Raw genomic sequence first — 19,332 nt, 5'->3', positions numbered from 1 at the left:
TCCTTTCTTGCATGTAATGGATCTCGTCCGCTCCCTCATCCCGGGCTTCCGAAATGAAACAGCGCCTCCGGCAACGACACCAGTCCAATCTCGCCGGCCTCCGTGCCCATTGCCAGCCGTCCGCCATCGGGCGACCACGCGATCGTGCTGACAGGACTGTCGCCGGCCCCCTTGACGAACAGGACGTCGCTGCAGCCCGGCTGGCACAGCAGCACCGCGCCGTTGTGATACCCGAGCGCAATCAAAGGATGCGTGGGATGACAAACAACCTGAGTAACCGGGGTCTTCCGCACGATGCCGCATTCTCGCGGCCGGTCATCGCCACCGGGCGGGTCGAATCGCCAGCAAACCGCGCGCGGACCGCCGCTCGTAACGAGCACGCGGCTGTCCGCTGAAAAAGATAAGGACCGGGGTTGCCCGGGATAACCGCCCATCTCGATGTCACCGCCGTCGGGCAAACGCCACCCGTGCAGTGCGTTCTCCTCCATGCCGCTCACCAGATAGCTGCCGTCGGGACTCCAGGCAATGCTGCGGTGATAGCCGGGCCATGCGAGCAGGCGGGGAACGTGAGCGTCAAGCGGCCACAGCGTGACGCCGCCATGATGAGCGATTGCCAACTGGTCGCCGGCGGCATTGAAAACAAGGGCCGTTGCCGAACCCGGCAACGCGAGACTGGCTGGCTTCGTCCCCAGCCAATGAACCCGTCGCCCCGTTGCATAGGCTCGCCCGGTCCGACTCGTTGCCACAACGTCGATCCATTCGCCATCGACATTGACGAGCACCTCGCTCACGCCATCCCCGTTCAAGTGGACAAGCCGGCCGTCGTCACCACCGCTGAGAAAACCTCCTTCGGGGTCGCCAGCGAGCGCCAGACAGGTGCCGTCATGCAAGCTGAAACGCGCCACCGGCGCAGGGGGTTCCCGCCCCGGCACGAACTCGACTCCGCCGCCCGGCCGGGGCTTGAGTGCCGGGCCGCCAGGCCATTCACCCGCCGCGAGCGCCACCGTACCGTCACCGAGCGCAAATCCCGCATGGCGCCCGGCAACGTCCCACGCAAGCGCAACCACGGGCGCCTCCGTCATCCAGTTGGCCCCAAGCAATTCGATCAAAGGCAGCGGCGCATTCATAGGTCGGTCTTGCAATGCCCAATACTCTCCCGCAGTCCGAGCCGGTCGAGATTGCGGCCGATAAACACCAGCCTGCTATCGCGTACTTCGTCCACTCGCCAGGGCCGGTCGAAATCCGTGTCCATGGTCATATGCACGCCCTGGAACACAAAGCGGCGGTCCGATCCCTCCAGGTCGACGATCCCTTTGGCTCTCAACAGATCCTGGCCTTGCTCGACCACCAGTTGCTGCAGCCACGAAAGAAACCGGCTGCGTTCCAGCGGCTTCTCGACCCGCAGCGACACGCAATCAATGCCATGGCTGTGACGGCCGGGACTCACGGATATGTGGCGAAAGGGCCGTTCATCACGGGGCCGCTCGTCTGTACCCTCCGGCGAGTTGGCAAGATGAAGGCGCTTGAGATCGAACGCACCTCGATCCAGTAGCGTAGCCAGCGGCACAGCACAGCGAACACTGTGAAGCAACTCCGCACTGGGATTGATGCCCCATATGGCCGCCTCTACCGAAGCCAGGCCCGCTGCGTCGACAAGGTCGGTCTTGTTAAGCACTACGATGTCCGCCTGCGCCAGTTGCTCCGCGGCCTCACGGCTGTCAGCCAGACATGCCTGGAGGTGCAGCGCGTCGGCCACGCAGATCACGCTGTCGAGCCGGGTGCGTTGACGGATGACATCGTCTACAAAGAATGTCTGAACCACCGGCGCGGGGTCGGCCAGTCCAGACATTTCGATCAGGATGCCCTCGAAACCGCCCTTGCGTTTGATCAGCCCCGACACTACGCGGATCAGGTCCCCGCGTACCTTGCAGCACACACAGCCGTTGTTCAGTTTAACTACCTCATCTTCCGCGCCCACGACGAGGCTCCCGTCGATGCCGATTTCGCCGTATTCGTTGACGATCACCGCATAACGCCGGCCGTGCTGCTCGCGCAGTATGCGATTGAGCAGCGTGGTTTTCCCCGCGCCGAGAAACCCGGTAAGAACAGTGACCGGAATTCGATTCATTGCCACTCCCCGGGTTTCTTGCCGGACGCCGCCGTGTCGAAATTCGCCAGCTCGTTCTCGAGCCAGTCACGCTCGGCTTCGATAGCCAGCAACTCGTTTTCCGAAGCGTCCAACCGCTCGCGCAACTCCGCGATATCCCGCGTCCGGTCCGGCGTGGCGCCTTCGCGCTTCTCGCACGCAAGCGCGCATGCCAACTCGATCTCAGCGCCGGCGCAGCGGTTTTCGCCGCGCAAGTAGCGGGAATTAACCTCGGTCAAAGCAATGACCAGGCGTACGCGTTCGGGAATCGGCATTGAATTTTGCTGCGACGCCACGGCGTCCTCCCTGTCGGATCCCTATCGCTATGGAATCAGCACCGCGCGGCCCCTGACCTTGCCGTGATGCAGGTCCTTGAGCGCCTGGTTCGCCTCGCTCAGGCGATATTCCTTCGTCGCCAGATGCACCAGTCCGCGATCGGCGAGCGCCATCAACTCGACCAACTCGGGATAAGTGCCGACCAGATTGCCGACAATGGTTTTCTCGCTGGTGATCATGTCGATGGTCGGCAAGTCGATCTTCCCGCCGTAGCCGACGATGTAATAGAACCCGCCGTTGCGCGTCATGGCGAGGCCTTTGGCGACCGCGTCACCTTCACCGACGAAATCGATGACTGCCTCCGCACCGTTGCCGCTGGTCAATTCGAGCACGCTTTGCACCTCGTCTCCACCGCCCTTGACCGTATGATCCGCACCGCATTCCTTGGCCAGTTGCAACGCAGTTTCCGAGCGGTCGACCACGATGATTTCCGCAGCGCAAAGCGCCTTCAAGACCTGGATGCCGATATGCCCCAGGCCCCCCGCGCCAATGACAACGGCGAACTGGCCGGGCAGCAAGTGGCGCGATGCCTTCTTCGCAGCGCGGTAAGCGGTTAATCCGGCGTCGGTATAAGGCGCGACGTCCTTGGGCGCCAGAGACTTCGGCAGCTTGATCAGCGAACGCTCGCCCGTCAGCAGATATTCGGCATAACCGCCGTTGGCGTTGATGCCGGGAAAACTGCTGTCGGTCGCATGCATGTCGTCACCGCGCCGGCACGCCAGGCAATAACCGCTTGTCACGAGCGGATGGCAGATCACCGCGTCGCCCACCTTGACACTCTCCACCGCGGAGCCCACTGCCTCGACCCAGCCGGCATTTTCGTGGCCCATGATGTAGGGCAGGACCACGTCGACCTTGCTGCGCCAGATGCCTTCGACAACATGCAGGTCGGTGCGGCACACACCGGCGCCTCCAATGCGCACGATAACGTCGGTGGGCCGCCCGATCTTCGGATCAGCGACGTCCTCGTAACGCACGAACTCGTCACGACTCAATGATTCATCGTACTCATGCAGCACTGAAGCTTTCACGTTTCGTCTCCTTGTCACCGCTTGACGGCTTGCATGGGAACTTGCCGGCCTTTTGTGAAGCGAGCAGGCTCACCGGTTTGTCCAACGCGTTTTTATCGCTTCCGTTTATGCAAGCTCCATGCCGATGACGCGCACCCCATCAAAACAGGGCCTTGGCGCTTGCCGGACAAAAGGAACTGGACGAATGGAGGGCGACCCGGCCAACTCAGGAATTCGAGCCACTGTCGCAGAATCGGACGCTTGATCGGGTAGCTGCGGCCGCACCTGTCGCGAAATGAGACATGTGCACTGCGCACAGCACGGGTCGAGCCTAGAGCGGCCGGGTATCCACTTGCTCGCCTGCCAACAGTCTGCGCGCGAGAGCCAGAGCCTCGTCCCTGGTCGCGACCATGAGCATGGGATAACCCCAGAATTTTTCGTAGATCAGGGTGAACAATTTGGTCGCGAGCCGCTGGGCGGAACTCGGCTCGACATATATCGCAGCCTTGACGAACGTCCGCAACTCACGCTTGTGGCGCTTCATCCAAAGCGATACCTGCTTCATCTCTTCCGGCGAATGCTCGTGCTCGCCTCTATCAAGACCTTCTTCATTGAGCAGGACGAAGGCTTCCTTGCGTGCGAGCAGTGCTTCGAACTCGGAAAATGGCTTGGCCGCGGGGTTCCCGCTGGACGAAGCGATTTGCATCCAGACGAGGGGGAAGTGAGCGGTGTCAATCTGCACGTCAATACTCCTTTGCAACATGGCGAGAAATCGCTGGCAGCCACGCGTGATCGGAGAGGGGATGATCACGGCAAGCAGAACCACCAGCATGGTCGATCTCACGATATCGGGCAGGTGACCGGACGTCATTGCACAAGCTGGCCATAATATTATTCAATTCAGCCAACAAGACCTCGCCTTCACTTTGACACACCACTACGCTCGATTAACGATGATCAACCCGGCGGCGCCCTCCTGGATACGTCAAGTCTCGCGAATCACGTGGTTTGTCGGAGAGGCACTCACACGGCGCGTGCGGCGGCTTCGTCGACTCAGTCCTTCTTCACCTCCTTGAAGTCGGCATCGACCACGTCGTCGTCCTGCTCGGGCGCGGCTTGTGCACCCGGACCGCTTGCTGCGCCTCCTGCGCCTGTGGCGGTGCCCGCCGCACCCGCTGCCGCGCCTCCTGCGCCTTGCGCTGCCGCCATGTCCGCGTACATCTTTTCGCCGAGTTTCTGCGACGCCGTTGCCAGCGCTTCGATCTTCGCGTCGATCGTTGCCTTGTCCGCCGTGCTGCTCTTCAGCGCTTCTTCCAGGTCCTTCAACGCCGCTTCGATCTTTTCTTTCTCAGCCGCTTCAACCTTGTCGCCGTATTCAGCCACCGCCTTCTTCGTGCTGTGCGCCAGCGCGTCGCCCTGATTGCGCGAATCGGCCAGTTCGTGCAAACGACGGTCTTCTTCGGCGTTCGCTTCGGCGTCCTTCACCATCTTGTCGATCTCGGCGTCCGACAGACCCGAGTTCGCCTTGATGACGATCTTGTTCTCCTTGCCGGTCGCCTTGTCCTTCGCGCCGACGTGGAGAATGCCATTCGCGTCAATGTCGAAGCTCACTTCAATCTGCGGCGTGCCGCGTGCGGCCGGCGGAATGCCTTCGAGGTTGAACTCACCCAGCAGCTTGTTGCCTGCTGCCATTTCGCGCTCGCCCTGGAACACCTTGATCGTCACGGCGCTCTGGTTGTCGTCAGCGGTCGAATAGATCTGTGCGTACTTGGTCGGGATGGTCGTGTTCTTGTTGATCATCTTCGTCATCACGCCGCCAAGGGTTTCAATGCCTAGCGATAACGGCGTCACGTCCAGCAGCAACACGTCCTTGCGGTCACCCGACAGAACCTGCCCTTGAATCGCCGCACCAACAGCCACGGCTTCGTCCGGGTTCACGTCATGGCGCGGGTCCCTGCCGAAGAATTCCTTAACCTTTTCCTGCACCTTCGGCATACGCGTCATACCGCCGACCAGGATGATGTCGTTGATCTCATCCAGCTTCACGTCTGCATCTTTAATAGCGATACGGCACGGTTCCATCGTGCGTTCGATCAGGTCTTCAACCAGTGACTCCAATTTCGCACGCGTAATTTTCAGGTTCAGATGCTTCGGACCCGACGCGTCAGCCGTGATGTACGGCAGGTTGATTTCAGTCTGAGCAGCCGACGACAACTCGATCTTTGCCTTTTCAGCCGCTTCTTTCAGGCGTTGCAGCGCGAGCACGTCCTTGCTCAGGTCAACGCCTTGATCCTTCTTGAACTCGGAGATGATGTAGTCAATGATGCGTTGGTCAAAATCTTCGCCGCCAAGGAACGTGTCGCCGTTCGTGGACCGCACTTCGAACTGCTTCTCACCGTCCACGTCCGCAATTTCGATGATCGAAATATCGAATGTGCCGCCACCCAGGTCATATACGGCAACTTTACGGTCGCGTTTTCCAGCTTTGTCCAGACCGAATGCGAGCGCGGCTGCGGTCGGTTCGTTGATGATCCGCTTCACTTCCAGACCGGCGATACGGCCCGCGTCTTTCGTCGCCTGACGCTGGCTGTCGTTGAAGTAGGCCGGAACCGTAATCACGGCTTCCGTCACCTCTTCGCCGAGATAGTCTTCAGCGGTCTTCTTCATCTTGCGCAGCACTTCTGCCGAGATTTGCGGCGGCGCCAGTTTTTGACCGCGGGCTTCGACCCAGGCGTCACCGTTGTCGGCACGCACGATCTTGTAGGGCATCAGGCCGATGTCCTTCTGCACTTCCTTTTCGTCGAAACGGCGGCCAATCAACCGTTTGACCGCGTACAGCGTGTTCTTCGGGTTCGTCACCGACTGACGTTTCGCCGGCGCACCGACGAGGACTTCGTTGTCGTCCCCGTACGCAACGACCGACGGTGTGGTGCGGGCACCTTCCGCGTTCTCGATCACTTTAACGATGTCGCCTTCCATGATCGCGACGCACGAGTTCGTCGTGCCCAGATCGATACCAATGATTTTGGTCATGTTCATTACCTCCTGCCACTGCTGAAATTTAACCCCGTACGTCAAATCAGCGGGTTTGCGCCGCTCTCAGCATCGAAAAACAATACACGCCCCAAGCATTAGGATTTCGCCAGAAAGAGGAGCACGCCTATTAGCAAGAACGTTCGTTCGAAATTTAGTACGAGCGACCACGACAAAGCCTTGTTTTCACGAAACCGCAACGACGCAGATGCCCTCTTGAATTTCCCAAGGCAGCGCCTATCTTTGATTTCGCTCGGGCAGTCGCGGGTGCAACAGGCTTGCTTCGCTATCCCTACGACCTCTCAAGTATGGAGCAATCGCGCGGATAGCGATAAAGGAGATTGATCATGAACCCGGAACTCAGGAACTGGAATCCGTTCAAGTTCCTGCGCAGGCCAAGCCAGGAAAGCGCAGCGTCGCAGTCAGCGGATTCAGCCGGTGGAAAACATGAGTTTCCCGAGTGGCCGGAGCTACCTCGCCGTTTTCTGAACGACCCGTGGCGTGCAATGAGCGACTTGTTTCAGGAACCATTTTTCAACGAGCGGGATCGCTGGTTCGGGGATTTCAGCCCTGCTCGCTTCCGGCCTCGCATCGACCTGGTCGACGACGGTAAAGCACTGCGTATCACCGCCGAGTTGCCCGGCATGGGCCGCGAAGACATACAGACTTCCGTCGAGGCCGGCGCGTTAGTCATCCGCGGTGAGAAGAGGCAGGACAAGCGCACCGAAGAGGACGGCTGCTATCGGCTCGAACGCGCGCATGGAGCATTTATGCGGCGCATACCGCTGCCGGACGGCGTCGATGTCGAGCATATTGACGCGCGATTCGACAATGGCGTGCTTACGCTGAAGTTGCCGAAGACGGAGACGTCCGCGTCCACGGTGCGCAACATCGACATCCAGTAATGGCACGACAAAGCGCGAGCCAAGTCAAGCTAGCCACGGCACTGTGTCGGCGCCTCGCCGGCTGTCCTGTCGGCGCCCATCTACGTAGATTACAGCCCGATAAAATCGCTCAACCCCACCCATGCTGCCAACAGAGGCCACGGCTAAAATCGGACAAAACAGGGGTGTGCCGTCTTGATTAACCGTCTATGCATGTCATGCAGATGGAAGGGAAACAACGTGACCGGTCGCATCCGGGCGATTCGAAAATCCGATCGCCACGTCTGATCAAAGCGTGCCTCCAGCGTATTTCCGACCCTATTTTCAGGACTGAATCAAATTCGCAACGCTTAGAAAGGATTCCTCTGGACTTGTGTACTCCGCCATCCAGATTCCTCTAAACTTTAGCTAGCGTACCCATTCGAAACCATCGCAATATCTTGTCGATAAACCATGGATTCTGGACGCGAGGGTTTGGCGCATTCCTTGCTGCAGGTCCCCGCGCATGAGGAGGAAGCAAGCTTGGAGCACCGTGGCCGCCATTGATGCGGTCGGCAGGCACGAAAAATAATATTCGAATTCCACCTTGCCGGGAAAAGGACTCGGCGACTGCACTCACACGAGGAGTAGGGAGATGAAATCAGCTCTCATTTTGACGGTGATCGGCACTATCTTGCTTGGCTCGGCAAGTATGGCGAACGCTCAGGAAACGCAGCAGACTGCGCCCCCATCTGCACGAGCGAAGATGGTGGAAGACGCAAACATGTCCGCTCAATCCGGTACCGACGTGTCGTATGGTGGCGTCCCGGACACGCGAAGCGAAACGGGAGGCGCCCAGACGGAAGGCGTCCATCCTCCCCTACCCCCCGTATTGTCGCTATCTCCCGCATGCGCCGGGGGAGCTCGATGCGACCTGTTTTCCAAACACTGAGGCCGCCGTCTACCGAGCTAAAGCGATGAACCGAGTCTGATAGAGACGGCATCTGCGCAAGTGAACATGAGCCGATTCGCCCTCGCGGATGCCGAAAAATCCTGTCGACTTGCTGGCCACTTACTACGCACCAGACTATAAAAGCTCGCCCGGACTGAGTATCTTCCCGGTCTTGGCGCCGCAAGAATCGCGAATGACCAGTTGCGCTACGCGGTCGACGTGGGAGCCACGGGTAGCCGACTCCCCGCGCATCTGCGAAAGCAGGACATGCATCGCGTCCCGTCCGTGCCCCACTGGGTCAGAGCGCATGGTGCTCAACGGCGGCGCCGCAAAAGCGGCCAGCGGAATGTCGTCGTAGCCCATCAACGCAATGTCCTGCGGAATCCGGATGCCGGCTTCGTTCAGCGCCTTGATCGCACCAAAGGCTATGGTGTCGTTGCCTGCGAAGAGCGCGGTGAATTTCACCCCTCGTTCAATCAGCCGTTGCGTGGCGAGATAGCCACTCATCGCGTCGATGTCGGCATACTCGACCCAGGCCGGGTCCACGTCGATGCCTCGCGCCTGAAGCGCTTCGCGCCAGCCGTGCTCCCGCTCGCTGACAGCACGATATTCGCGTTGAGCGAAGCTCACGTACGCAATCCGCTCATGCCCGAGATTCAGCAGATGCTCCGTCGCGATGCGGGCCGATTGCGTCGTGTCGTTGCCCATCGTGTGAATATTTTCGTCCTCCATCGCACTACGGCTAAACACCACCATCGGAATGTTCGCATCGCGAAGTCGGTACAGATGCTCGTTCTCGGTGGTGCGCAGGTTGACGACAATAAGTCCATCGATGCTGCGGCTCCGAACCAGATTGACGAAACCTCCGGGCTCCCGGCCTTCGTCTTCCGTCGACTCGATCAGTAACTTCAATCCGTGCCGGTGACACTCTTCATTGATGCTTGCGACCAGCTGTGCAAGGAATGAATCGACATACAGGTGTGATGCCTTGGGAATCACCAGCGCCACGGTTCCCGTCATGCCGCTCGCCAGCATGCGCGCGGCCGCGTTGGGCTCATAGCCCAACTCGCGCGCCGCTTGCAGCACCCGTTCGCGAGTCGCCGCGCTGATGCCTTGATTCATGACGTTATTCAGGACAAAGGACACCGCCGTACGCGACACGCCGGCGCGGCGTGCCACCTGAGCGCTCGTAGGACGATTTTTGCTGATGGACGGCATTGCTGTAGTGTTAGAGATGCAAATACTGGGGCAAATACGCGGCGTGGGCCTGCAGCAATTCGTCGACCATTACGCGGATCTGCTCAAGATCGAGCGTGGCGGCGGTGTGCGGATCAAGCATTGCCGCATGATACACATGCTCCCGGTTCTGCTTCAACACGGCCTCAACAACAAGTTCCTGCACATTGACGTTGGTGCGCATGAGAGCGGCCAGCTGAACCGGCAGTGCTCCAACGCGCGTGGGCTGCACACCGCTTGCATCGACCAGGCAGGGCACCTCGACAGCGCAGCCTTGCGGCAGGTTGTCGATCAGATGATGGTTCCGCACGTTGCCATAGATCACGCTGGGCTTGCCGGTCACCATCGAATGGATAATGGTGCTGCCAAACTCCACGGAGCGGACGATCGTGTCGAGCCCTTCGAGCAGGCGCGCGGCATGTGCCAGTTCACGCGGCATGACGTGGATATCCGCTGCCGCCAGTTCAACCTCAAGCGCACGCACATCCTGCGAGCCGGGATTCTCCAGTTCGCGCTCAATGTACGGCCACGCGTGTTCGAACACCTGGCAACGGCCGGGATATTCATCAAGCGGAATGTTGAATTTCTCCAGCAGTTCCTTGCGGCCGTTCTTGATAAACCAGGGTACGTATTCGCTGAAGTGCTCGCTCGATTCAGTCGGGAAATATCCAAGCTGACGCAGCATTTCATAACGTACGCGGTTCCATGCGGGCATACGGCCTTCGCGCTGGATCTCCCTGAGCTTCGGCATGAGGTCCTCCCCATTGCGCTCGAACTTCAGATAGAAGGCCATATGGTTGATGCCGGCACAACGGTAGTCGATCTCGCCAACCGGAATGCCAAGGTCATTGGCCAGTTCCTGAGCGGTATGTTGCACGCTGTGGCACAGGCCGATTGTCGGAATCCGCGTTGATGCAAGATTCAGCGCCCATGTGATCATCGCCATGGGATTGACGTAGTTCAGATGGATCGCACCCTCCGCACACACGTCCTCCATGTCGCGCAGCATTTCCAGCTGCACGGGGATCGTGCGCAAGCCGCGCATGATCCCGCCGATCCCGAGCGTATCGCCGATGGTCTGTTCCAGTCCGAATTTTTTTGGAATCTCGAAGTCCGTGACGGTCGCCGGGCGGTAACCGCCCACCTGAATCGTGCTGATCACAAACCGTGCGCCCTCGAGCGCGCTGCGGCGATTGATCGATGCCGTAATCACCGGCTTCGCGCCCAACCCCGTCGCGATCCGGTGCGCGACCTTTTCCGCCAGCCGGAGGCGATGTTCGTCAATGTCGTGCAGCGCGATCTCGCAGTTCGACAACTCCGGATACGACAGGATGTCTCCCAGCAGGTTGCGCGTGAACACAATGCTGCCGGCGCCAATCAGCGCGATCTTGAGGCGACGTGAATGCATGGAAACTCTCGAGAAGAAAGGTTTTAGAAAACCAGCCAGTGCGCCGGACGGCAGACACGAACGCCATCCACGTTTCGTTCGCATTCTAGGGCGGAAAAGACAAAAACTAAAGCGAGTTAGTTAGGGGTTTTCACGCATTGTTGTCGACCTCAGAAAACCAGCACAGTAGCGGCTCTAACACGGGTTAGCCAGTTCCCGGAAACCGCCGCGCGAAACTAGCCGGCGAATCAGTTGGAAAACCGCTCGGCAAACCAGCCTGAACCTGAGGAGACACACGATGGATCACCTGTCACCCGGCTTGGCCAGTCAGGTCACGAAAGCGGCGTCAGCGCCGGTGCCCGCGTCGCGTGCGCCGGCAAGATCGTGGGCGCTCGGGCGCAACCGCCGCGCTGAAACACTCACCGCCTGGGCGCTGGTTCTGCCCGCGCTGACCGGTTTTATTGTCTTCTACGGATGGCCCACGCTGCGGGCTATCGAGATCAGCTTCACTGACTGGAATCTGCTGAGACCACCGCGATTTGTCGGGCTCGGCAATTACGCGGCCATGATTCAGGACGGCCAGTTCTGGCAAGGCATGAAGCTGTCTGCTTACTACGTCATACTGAACATTCCGCTCCAGACAGCACTGGGACTTTTTCTCGCCGTCGCAATGGACCGGCTGTCGCGCTCGCTGCTCGTCAGGTCGGTGGTACTCCTTCCCTACCTGCTTTCCAATGTACTCGTCGCAATGATGTGGCTGTGGATGCTCGACCCCCTGCTCGGTTGGGTCAATTCGCTGCTTGGCACCGTTGGCGTCGATCGGCAGCCGTTTTTTGGCGGCGTCGACCAGGCGCTCATCACTGTGGCAGCCGTCAACATCTGGCGATATACCGGCCTCGTGGCCATGCTTTTCCTCGCCGGCCTGCAGAACATCCCTCGTCACCTCTATGAGGCCGCCTCCCTCGAAGGCGCCAGCGAATGGCAGATGTTCTGGCGCGTGACGCTGCCGCTGCTTCGTCCTGTGATGGTGTTTGTGCTTGTCACGAGCGTGACCGGTTCCTTCCAGATATTCGACACCATTGCAGTCACGACCAAGGGCGGTCCACTCGATTCGACCCGGGTGCTCGTCTACTACATCGTCCAGAACGCATTCAGCTACTACAAGATGGGCTATGCCTCGGCCATGTCGATGGCCTTGTGCGTGCTGATGCTGCTATACACCGTGGTCCAGATGCGCCTGATGCGGGCATCCGAAAACGATCTGGCGTGAACCTGCCTGTCCTGTCTGCCCTTGTACCGATGTCAACACCGACCAGCAACCGGAGAGCCCGGCGATGAATGAGACTTTAGTTGCGCAACTTGGCGCCCGGCGTGCGCACCGGAGAATACCGGCGGGGCGGATACTCGCATGGGCGGCTCTCGCCGTCATGCTGGCCATCACGTTGACGCCGCTCTGGATCGTGCTGAAAACCGCCCTCACCCACTCGGACGATCTCTATACGCAGTCGACCCAGTTGCTCCCGGCCAACACTACGCTGGTCAACTTCAAGCGCGTGCTTGGCCTGCTGAGTACGGACGAGAGCCAGGCTTCCGGTGGTTCAGGCGCCGACATCAATTTTCTCCGCGCACTCGGCAACTCGATGCTGTTTACATCGATCATTGTCGTGACGCAGATCAGCTGCAGCGCGATGGCTGCCTACGCGTTCGCGCGCCTGCGCTTTCCCGGCCGCCAGGTCCTGTTCGGCCTTTTTATCGGCTCCATGATGGTGCCGAGCGTAGTCACGTTCATCCCGAACTTCATCCTGATGAAAGAGCTTGGCTGGCTTAACAGCATGATCGGTCTGGTCGCGCCGTTCTGCCTGATGCAGGGATTCTCCGTGTTTTTCCTCCGGCAGTTTTTCCTGTCGATTCCCCGGGATCTTGAAGAAGCCGCTTTGCTCGATGGCGCGTCGCACCTCTATATCTTCGTGCGCGTCATCCTTCCGCTTAGCCTCACGCCGATCGTCACTATCGCTACGCTGACCGGCATCAACATGTGGAACGAATTCTTCTGGCCATACCTCGTGGGCAACGACGAGGTGCATCGGGTGATTCCAGTCGCGCTGCAGGCCTTCAAGTCCCAGACGCCGCAGGGCCAACCCGACTGGACCGGCCTGATGGCGGCCACCGCCATTTCGATCGTTCCAACTATCGTCCTGTTGCTCGCGTTTGGCCGGCGCGTCGTTGAATCGGTGCAGTTCAGCGGCGGCAAGTAACGAACATGACTGACAGCCTCGACCCGCAGCCTGGTTTCGCCGAGCTACCCTGGAAATTATAAAAGGAGACATTTCATGTTGAAAACAAAATGGGCATTCGCATGTGCAGTCACCGCCGCGCTCATGGTTGCCGCCGGTAGTGCGGGCGCCGTGGACGTGAGCTATGCGCTGTGGGACTCGAACCAGTTGCCCGCTTACAAGCAATGCGCTGCCGACTTCCACAAAAAGAACCCGGACATCGACATCAAGATTACCCAGACAGGTTGGGCCGACTACTGGTCAACGCTGTCGACCGGTTTTGTATCCGGCACCGCGCCCGATGTCTTTACAGATCATCTAAGCAAATACACGGAATTCGCCAAGAGCAGCCAGATTGCCGACCTCACGCCCTTTATCAAGCGCGACGGGTTCGACACCAGCGTGTTCGAGCCGACTCTGTATGAAATCTGGGGCCGCGATGGTAAGCAGTACGGCATGCCGAAGGACTGGGACACGATCGCGATGATCGTGAATCTCGACGCAGCCAGGAAAGCTGGCGTGACCTTGTCCGACCTGCAATCCATGACCTGGAACCCGCGCGATGGCGGGAGCTTTGAGCAGATCATGAAGAAGCTGACCGCCGACACCCACGGTGCGAACGCGCTCGATCCGAAGTTCGACCGGTCGAAGGTCGCCATGTACGGCTATCAGAACGCGAGCAATGGCGACATGACCGGACAAACCCAGTGGAGCTTTTTCGCGGTCTCGGACGGATTCAGGTTTCAGGACAAACCGTGGGCGCAGAAGTATTACTACGATGACCCGAAGCTGGCCGCGACCCTCACGTGGCTAGCCGGCTTGCCGCGCCAGGGTGTGTCCGGCAGCTATGCGGATGCGAAGACGCTCGGCGTGGACGCCATGTTCGTGGCGCGCCGCGTTGCGGTCGTAACGGAGGGTTCGTGGATGATCAACTACTTCAGACAGAATGCCCACTTCGACACGGCGTGGGTACCGCTTCCCATTGGTCCGAGCGGAACCCGCGCGACCATGTTCAATGGCCTGGGTGACTCGATCTGGGCCGGTTCGAAGGTCAAGGAACAGGCGTGGAAATGGGTCAAATACTTAGGCTCGGCGGACTGTCAGAGCGTAGTGGCCGCCCAGGGTGTCGTGTTCCCGGCTATCAAGGGAATGGCGCAAAAAGCAGTGGAAGCGCAGAAAGCCAAGGGCATAGACTCATCAGCTTTCCTTACGATGTCGAAGGCCAAGACCTTCCTCCCACCCATTGGCGACAACGCCGCGCAGGTCAACCAGGTGATCACCGACGCAGTGGAATCCGTCTTGATAGGCAAGTCGGACGCTCCCTCCGCCATGAAGACCGCCAACGCGACGGCGAACCAGCTGGTCAAGAACTGAGGCGCATCATGGCAAGCATCGAATTGCAGTCGATCGTCAAAGCGTATGGTGACCAGCCAGCGGTGATTCGCAACGTCGACCTGTCGGTCCGCGAGGGTGAGTTCTGCGTTTTCGTGGGACCGTCCGGGTGCGGAAAGTCGACCCTGCTGCGCATGATCGCCGGCCTTGAAGACATCAGCGTGGGTAATCTGCTGATTGATTCCGTGCGGATGAACGACATCCCGCCGTCGCGACGCGGAGTGGCAATGGTTTTCCAGAGCTACGCCCTCTTTCCCCACCTGAGCGTCTACGAAAACATGGCGTTCGGTATGACACTGGCGAGGGTCGACAAGGCCACGATCCGTGAAAAAGTGACCGCCGCCGCTCGCGTGCTGCAACTCGAGCACCTGCTCGATCGCAAGCCGAAACAGCTCTCAGGCGGACAGCGCCAGCGCGTCGCCATCGGGCGGGCGATCGTGCGCGAGCCGGGCGTATTCCTCTTCGACGAGCCGCTATCCAATCTGGACGCCGCGCTGCGGGTGCAGACCCGTTTCGAGATCGCCAAGATTCATCGCGACTTCGGGCGCGCCAGCACGATCTATGTCACGCACGATCAGGTGGAGGCGATGACGCTCGCCGACCGCATCCTGCTGCTGAATAGCGGCGAAGCGGTCGCACGGGACGGTAGCGTTGCACAGTGCGGTTCGCCACTCGAGCTCTATCACACCCCCAGCAACCTGTTCGTGGCCGGGTTTATCGGCTCGCCGAAGATGAATTTCCTGCCGGCCGTGGTCGTGGAGGGACAGGCCGACCGCGCCCGCGTAAGACTAACGACAGGAGAACTGATCGATGTGCTGGTCGATGCAAGCGCGCTGAAAGCAGGGGTGCCTGTGACTGTCGGGGTGCGCCCGGAGCACGCGGAGCCCGGCACTGAGTCACAGCATATTGTGCGCGAAGTGCAGTGGCAGGAACGGCTTGGAGAATCAACTTACCTTTACCTGGATAGCGGCGTGGTCAACCAGCCTCTCGTGGTGAAGGCGCCGGGTCATACTCACGCCACACCGGGGCAACGCATTGCGCTAACGCTGCCGGCCGCTGCATTGCACCTGTTCGACAACGAAACACGGGCACTGAAGCGATGCGCTCCCAGCGCCGATCTGGCATTGCCGCGCGCAGCCTGAACGCGTACCCCGCCCTTCCGGGCATCCTCGTGGAACGGCGCAGCGGGATTTCCCGGACCTGCGCCGTCACGTTGTTACCGATCGTATAAAGCACGCGACCGAAGGTCGTCCGTCGCTCATTGTTGTTGCGTCGCCGGTTGCGCGTTCAAGCGCGTCAGGTTTTCGTTCAAGCTCGTGCGCAGCGTGGCGATCGCCTTGTCGGGATCGGCCGGCCGCAACTCCGCGCGCGCCAGTTGCTGATAGGCGTAGTTGCGCACGAACGGGTCTTGCGTCTTCGACAACGTGTCCTGATAGATCGCCGGCAGCTGATTCCCGCGCCCCGTCTCCAGATACAGGTGCTTGATTTCACGCAGGTCATGGATCGCCGCGCGCGCCGCCAGGTGCCCGGCGCCGTGGTGATGGCCGTGCTTCCATCCATCGGCATGACCGGCTGCCGCGGGCGGGTCGGCGGGTGCGGCCGTCTGCGCGAATGCCGCTGGCGTCAATGCGGCAAACGCCACTGCTGCGATGACTTGATTCATCCGTGTCTTCGTCATGATGGGCTCCTTGGAAAAGGTCAAACCGAGTTGTCGGTGGCTGCACTCTAGCGCCTAATCACACGCAAACAGGGTCGGCGTAACCTGCGGTAAAAAAAATGCAGCGCGGGTGTTTTCGAAGGCGAGGCATCCACCAAATAGCGCGGTGATAAAGCACTCATACAGCATGCGTTGCGCTTGCTCATCTCTTACGGTCCAGCTTCAAAGACCTCACATCTGCTGCGCGGCACTCGCCCATTGAAGAGATGACATCCTCACTCAGACGTAAGTGATTACCCCAGGATTGACCTGCAGTCCGTCCATCTCGATAATATTCACATGTTGGACGTATCGTCCATAATATGGACAATAAAAAGGATGTGACATGGCTGAGATTCTCAACACTTATCCCCCGATGACGCCGTACCAGCTTCCTTTCCCGAAGGAAGCGCAGAAAGAAGTGGTCGTGCCCATGGCCATTCCCACCGATGAGCGCGTGTGGGTGCCCCAAGCGGAAAACGTGTCGTTCCGTCCGCTATGCCTGAACGCCTCGCAGGGCTACTGGATGAACCTGCTGCGTGTTCGCAAATCAGGAGTGCTGAGCAGGCACAGGCATCCTCAGGCCGTGCACGGCATGGTCCTGAAAGGTCGATGGAAGTATCTCGAGCACGACTGGATCGCTACGGAAGGCAGCTATGTCTACGAGCCGCCCGGCGAGACTCACACCTTGTACGTGCCGGAGGATGTTGAAGAGATGATCACGTATTTCCAGGTGAACGGCGTGATGTTCTATTGCGATCCGTATGGCAACTACACCGGCTACGAAGACGTCTTCACCAAGATCGACATGTGCCGCAAGCACTATGCATCGAACGGACTGGGCGAAGACTACGTGGACCAGTTCATCAGATGAATACCCAACCGACCTTCGCACGCTACGATTTCTCGGGCCGCGTCGCGGTCGTGACGGGTGCGGCAAGTGGGATTGGCCGTGCAATCTGTGATGCGTTCGGTGCGAACGGCGCCATTGCCGTGAACTGGGACCTCGTGCGCGGCGACCTCGAGGCACCGTCCGCGCCCGTTCACTTTCCTGTCGACATAACGGCGCCGGCGTCCATTCAAGATGCGTTGGCGGCAACGCTCGCCCGCTTTGGGCGTATCGACTATCTGGTGAACAACGCGGGATTCGCCGGCACGACGCAACCCCTGGACCAGTGCGACCCCGCTGAATGGCATCGCGTGATCAACGTCAATCTTGTCGGCACGTTTAACGTGAGCCGCAGCGTCGTACCCGTCATGCGTCGGGCGAAGGACGGGCGTATCGTCAATGTCGCGTCGCTTGCGGGCAAGGAAGGAACGCCCAACGCATCGGCTTACAGTGCGGCGAAAGCGGGCGTTATCGCGATGACGAAATCGCTTGGCAAGGAGCTCGCGCAGACAGGCATCCTGGTGAATGGCATTGCGCCTGCTGCTATCGAAACCCCGTTGCTCGCGCAGATGTCGGCAGCACACGTGCGGACCATGATCGATAAAAGCCCGATGGCCCGTCTCGGCACACCGGATGAAGTGGCGCAGCTCGCACTGTGGCTTTGTTCGGAGTCCTGTTCCTTCAGCACCGGTGCTGTTTTCGATCTTTCCGGCGGCCGCGCCACCTATTGAAGCGTACGACAAACCATACGACGCTGGCCCCCAGAAGCCACGCGCCTTTTCGAACGCAGGAGACCGTACATGCCAACAAAATCACAACGACTCAAGCGCACGCAAGTCGTCGCAGTCGTGTTCCTGACCATTGCCGGGATAGTCAATTATCTCGACCGCACGACGTTATCGATTGCCAATCATTCCGTGAGCCAGGAGCTGCATCTGTCAGGCGCGCAGATCGGGCTCCTGCTGTCCGCGTTCTCACTGGCGTATGCGTTCGCGCAACTGCCCGTGGGCGCCCTGCTCGATCGCTTCGGTTCACGCGTGATGCTGGGGCTCGGCATGCTCGTATGGTCGGTCGCGCAACTGGCCGGCGGCTTCATCCAGACGCTGAACCACTTTCTCGCGGCGCGCATCCTGCTGGGCATCGCCGAAGCGCCGCTTTTCCCCGCGGGCGCGAAGGTCGTCAACGAATGGTTCGCGATGCACGAGCGCGGCAGACCGACCGGCATCTTCACCGCGTCCTCGACCATCGCGCCGATGATTGCACCGCCCCTGCTCACCGTGCTGATGCTGTCGTTCGGATGGCGCACGATGTTCATCATCATGGGCGTGCTCGGTGTACTGGTCTCCATCGGCTGGTATGTGGCTTATCGCAACCGGGACGAAGTGCCGCTTGCGGACAGCGAGATCGCGTACCTGAATGGAAACGACAAGGCCGAGCAGCGCCCCAAAGGACTGAGCTTTGCAGAATGGGGCAGCCTCTTCAAGTTGCGCAACACGTGGGGCATGATCTTTGGTTTCATGGGCGTGATCTATATGGTCTGGCTCTATCTCACGTGGCTGCCGGGATATCTGGAAAACGAGCGCCACCTGAGCATCGCGCATACGGGATGGCTGGTGTCTATTCCCTATATTTTTGGCACCATCGGCATGGCGGGCAGCGGCTTCATTGCGGACTACCTGCTCAAGCGCGGCATGGCGCCCATTCGCAGCCGCAAGTGGCCGGTGTGTATCGGGCTGCTGGGCGCAGCGGCATTCACGGTGCCCGCAGCCTATACGCCGAGCACGGCGCTCGCGATCACATACATCTCGCTCGCGATGTTCTTTGTCAACCTGGCGAGCGGCAGCGCGTGGGCGCTGGTGAGCGTGGCCGCACCGCGACATCTGGTGGCGTCTCTTGGCAGCATGCAGAATTTCGGCGGCTATCTCGGCGGATCGTTCGCGCCCGTGATTACCGGCATTGTCGTCGACCAGACCCATTCCTTCGTCAATGCATTGCTGATCAGCGCCGCAGTCGCTTTCGCTGCCGCCCTCGTCTACCTGTTCGTGGTGAAGGAAGTCGCGCCCGCGACCTCATCGTCTGCTATCGAAACACAACTTACCTGAGAATCATCGAGACTCCC

General features: G+C 59.8%; 18 protein-coding genes. 9 read left to right on the top strand and 9 right to left on the bottom strand.

The features are described from left to right. Positions 1-35: 35 nt before the first annotated feature. From ABH944_RS06480 to dnaK, 6 genes are all read right to left on the bottom strand, one after another. Positions 36-1,127, bottom strand: a complete 1,092-nt coding sequence (locus ABH944_RS06480) for a WD40 repeat domain-containing protein (RefSeq protein WP_404604996.1) — start codon at positions 1,125-1,127, stop codon at positions 36-38. Continuing rightward, positions 1,124-2,128, bottom strand: coding sequence for a CobW family GTP-binding protein (locus ABH944_RS06475; RefSeq protein ID WP_404604998.1), 1,005 nt, complete (start codon positions 2,126-2,128; stop codon positions 1,124-1,126). Before ABH944_RS06475 ends, ABH944_RS06480 begins: the two co-directional genes overlap by 4 nt. Further along, positions 2,125-2,421, bottom strand: coding sequence for a hypothetical protein (locus ABH944_RS06470; protein WP_404605000.1), 297 nt, complete (start codon positions 2,419-2,421; stop codon positions 2,125-2,127). The genes ABH944_RS06475 and ABH944_RS06470 overlap by 4 nt, the downstream gene beginning before the upstream one ends. Before the next feature lie 48 nt (positions 2,422-2,469). Next, on the bottom strand, positions 2,470-3,513 hold the full coding sequence (locus ABH944_RS06465) for an NAD(P)-dependent alcohol dehydrogenase (protein ID WP_404605001.1): 1,044 nt from the start codon (positions 3,511-3,513) through the stop codon (positions 2,470-2,472). Between the two features lie 310 nt (positions 3,514-3,823). Further along, positions 3,824-4,363: a hypothetical protein gene (locus ABH944_RS06460; RefSeq protein WP_404605003.1), complete on the bottom strand. Its 540-nt coding sequence runs from the start codon at positions 4,361-4,363 to the stop codon at positions 3,824-3,826. 182 nt (positions 4,364-4,545) lie between these two features. Further along, a complete protein-coding gene (gene dnaK / locus ABH944_RS06455; protein WP_404605004.1) occupies positions 4,546-6,525 on the bottom strand; it encodes a molecular chaperone DnaK in 1,980 nt (659 codons plus the stop codon). A 347-nt stretch (positions 6,526-6,872) separates the two neighbouring features. Here dnaK and ABH944_RS06450 point away from each other — a divergent pair, with 347 nt between their 5' ends. Continuing rightward, on the top strand, positions 6,873-7,430 hold the full coding sequence (locus ABH944_RS06450) for an Hsp20/alpha crystallin family protein (protein ID WP_404605006.1): 558 nt from the start codon (positions 6,873-6,875) through the stop codon (positions 7,428-7,430). Between the two features lie 613 nt (positions 7,431-8,043). Further along, positions 8,044-8,340 (top strand): hypothetical protein, encoded by a 297-nt coding sequence (locus ABH944_RS06445; protein ID WP_404605007.1) that lies wholly within the window; start codon positions 8,044-8,046, stop codon positions 8,338-8,340. 135 nt (positions 8,341-8,475) lie between these two features. Here the strand turns inward: ABH944_RS06445 and ABH944_RS06440 are convergent, their stop codons facing one another. After that, entirely contained in the window at positions 8,476-9,558 is a 1,083-nt protein-coding gene (locus ABH944_RS06440; RefSeq protein WP_404605008.1) for a LacI family DNA-binding transcriptional regulator, read from the bottom strand. 10 nt (positions 9,559-9,568) lie between these two features. Next, positions 9,569-10,984: an alpha-glucosidase/alpha-galactosidase gene (gene melA, locus ABH944_RS06435; RefSeq protein WP_404605009.1), complete on the bottom strand. Its 1,416-nt coding sequence runs from the start codon at positions 10,982-10,984 to the stop codon at positions 9,569-9,571. 277 nt (positions 10,985-11,261) lie between these two features. Between melA and ABH944_RS06430 the strand changes: the two genes are divergently transcribed. The 4 genes from ABH944_RS06430 (at position 11,262) to ABH944_RS06415 (ending at position 15,770) form a co-directional block, all read left to right on the top strand. Then, positions 11,262-12,233, top strand: a complete 972-nt coding sequence (locus tag ABH944_RS06430) for a carbohydrate ABC transporter permease (RefSeq protein WP_404605010.1) — start codon at positions 11,262-11,264, stop codon at positions 12,231-12,233. Positions 12,234-12,297: 64 nt separating this feature from the next. Beyond that, positions 12,298-13,218, top strand: coding sequence for a carbohydrate ABC transporter permease (locus ABH944_RS06425; protein ID WP_404605012.1), 921 nt, complete (start codon positions 12,298-12,300; stop codon positions 13,216-13,218). Between the two features lie 75 nt (positions 13,219-13,293). Then, complete coding sequence (locus ABH944_RS06420) at positions 13,294-14,610, top strand: ABC transporter substrate-binding protein (protein ID WP_404605014.1); 1,317 nt, start codon at positions 13,294-13,296, stop codon at positions 14,608-14,610. 8 nt (positions 14,611-14,618) lie between these two features. Beyond that, a complete protein-coding gene (locus tag ABH944_RS06415) occupies positions 14,619-15,770 on the top strand; it encodes an ABC transporter ATP-binding protein (protein ID WP_404605015.1) in 1,152 nt (383 codons plus the stop codon). 116 nt (positions 15,771-15,886) lie between these two features. Here ABH944_RS06415 and ABH944_RS06410 read toward each other — a convergent pair whose 3' ends face one another. After that, on the bottom strand, positions 15,887-16,306 hold the full coding sequence (locus tag ABH944_RS06410) for a hypothetical protein (protein WP_404605017.1): 420 nt from the start codon (positions 16,304-16,306) through the stop codon (positions 15,887-15,889). A gap of 364 nt (positions 16,307-16,670) precedes the next feature. Here ABH944_RS06410 and ABH944_RS06405 point away from each other — a divergent pair, with 364 nt between their 5' ends. The 3 genes from ABH944_RS06405 to ABH944_RS06395 all read left to right on the top strand — a co-directional run bounded on the left by ABH944_RS06405 (position 16,671) and on the right by ABH944_RS06395 (position 19,315). After that, positions 16,671-17,198 (top strand): 2,4'-dihydroxyacetophenone dioxygenase family protein, encoded by a 528-nt coding sequence (locus tag ABH944_RS06405; protein ID WP_404605019.1) that lies wholly within the window; start codon positions 16,671-16,673, stop codon positions 17,196-17,198. Then, positions 17,195-17,944, top strand: a complete 750-nt coding sequence (locus ABH944_RS06400; protein WP_404605021.1) for an SDR family NAD(P)-dependent oxidoreductase — start codon at positions 17,195-17,197, stop codon at positions 17,942-17,944. Before ABH944_RS06405 ends, ABH944_RS06400 begins: the two co-directional genes overlap by 4 nt. A gap of 69 nt (positions 17,945-18,013) precedes the next feature. Then, complete coding sequence (locus ABH944_RS06395) at positions 18,014-19,315, top strand: MFS transporter (protein WP_404605022.1); 1,302 nt, start codon at positions 18,014-18,016, stop codon at positions 19,313-19,315. Positions 19,316-19,332 lie beyond the last annotated feature (17 nt).

Origin of the sequence: Caballeronia udeis (assembly GCF_044909315.1) — a bacterium.
In the GTDB taxonomy this organism is placed as follows: Bacteria; Pseudomonadota; Gammaproteobacteria; order Burkholderiales; family Burkholderiaceae; genus Caballeronia; species Caballeronia udeis_A.
Note: the sequence above shows the minus strand (reverse complement) of the source record. Positions and strands in the feature narration are given on the sequence as shown.

Bases quoted from the DNA above. Each gene is read 5' to 3' on its own strand.
- ABH944_RS06480 (WP_404604996.1), bottom strand. From the start codon at position 1,127: ATGAATGCGCCGCTGCCTTTGATCGAATTGCTTGGGGCCAACTGGATG.
- ABH944_RS06475 (WP_404604998.1), bottom strand. From the start codon at position 2,128: ATGAATCGAATTCCGGTCACTGTTCTTACCGGGTTTCTCGGCGCGGGG.
- ABH944_RS06470 (WP_404605000.1), bottom strand. From the start codon at position 2,421: ATGCCGATTCCCGAACGCGTACGCCTGGTCATTGCTTTGACCGAGGTT.
- ABH944_RS06460 (WP_404605003.1), bottom strand. From the start codon at position 4,363: ATGACGTCCGGTCACCTGCCCGATATCGTGAGATCGACCATGCTGGTG.
- dnaK (WP_404605004.1), bottom strand. From the start codon at position 6,525: ATGACCAAAATCATTGGTATCGATCTGGGCACGACGAACTCGTGCGTC.
- ABH944_RS06450 (WP_404605006.1), top strand. From the start codon at position 6,873: ATGAACCCGGAACTCAGGAACTGGAATCCGTTCAAGTTCCTGCGCAGG.
- ABH944_RS06445 (WP_404605007.1), top strand. From the start codon at position 8,044: ATGAAATCAGCTCTCATTTTGACGGTGATCGGCACTATCTTGCTTGGC.
- ABH944_RS06440 (WP_404605008.1), bottom strand. From the start codon at position 9,558: ATGCCGTCCATCAGCAAAAATCGTCCTACGAGCGCTCAGGTGGCACGC.
- melA (WP_404605009.1), bottom strand. From the start codon at position 10,984: ATGCATTCACGTCGCCTCAAGATCGCGCTGATTGGCGCCGGCAGCATT.
- ABH944_RS06430 (WP_404605010.1), top strand. From the start codon at position 11,262: ATGGATCACCTGTCACCCGGCTTGGCCAGTCAGGTCACGAAAGCGGCG.
- ABH944_RS06425 (WP_404605012.1), top strand. From the start codon at position 12,298: ATGAATGAGACTTTAGTTGCGCAACTTGGCGCCCGGCGTGCGCACCGG.
- ABH944_RS06420 (WP_404605014.1), top strand. From the start codon at position 13,294: ATGTTGAAAACAAAATGGGCATTCGCATGTGCAGTCACCGCCGCGCTC.
- ABH944_RS06415 (WP_404605015.1), top strand. From the start codon at position 14,619: ATGGCAAGCATCGAATTGCAGTCGATCGTCAAAGCGTATGGTGACCAG.
- ABH944_RS06410 (WP_404605017.1), bottom strand. From the start codon at position 16,306: ATGACGAAGACACGGATGAATCAAGTCATCGCAGCAGTGGCGTTTGCC.
- ABH944_RS06405 (WP_404605019.1), top strand. From the start codon at position 16,671: ATGGCTGAGATTCTCAACACTTATCCCCCGATGACGCCGTACCAGCTT.
- ABH944_RS06400 (WP_404605021.1), top strand. From the start codon at position 17,195: ATGAATACCCAACCGACCTTCGCACGCTACGATTTCTCGGGCCGCGTC.
- ABH944_RS06395 (WP_404605022.1), top strand. From the start codon at position 18,014: ATGCCAACAAAATCACAACGACTCAAGCGCACGCAAGTCGTCGCAGTC.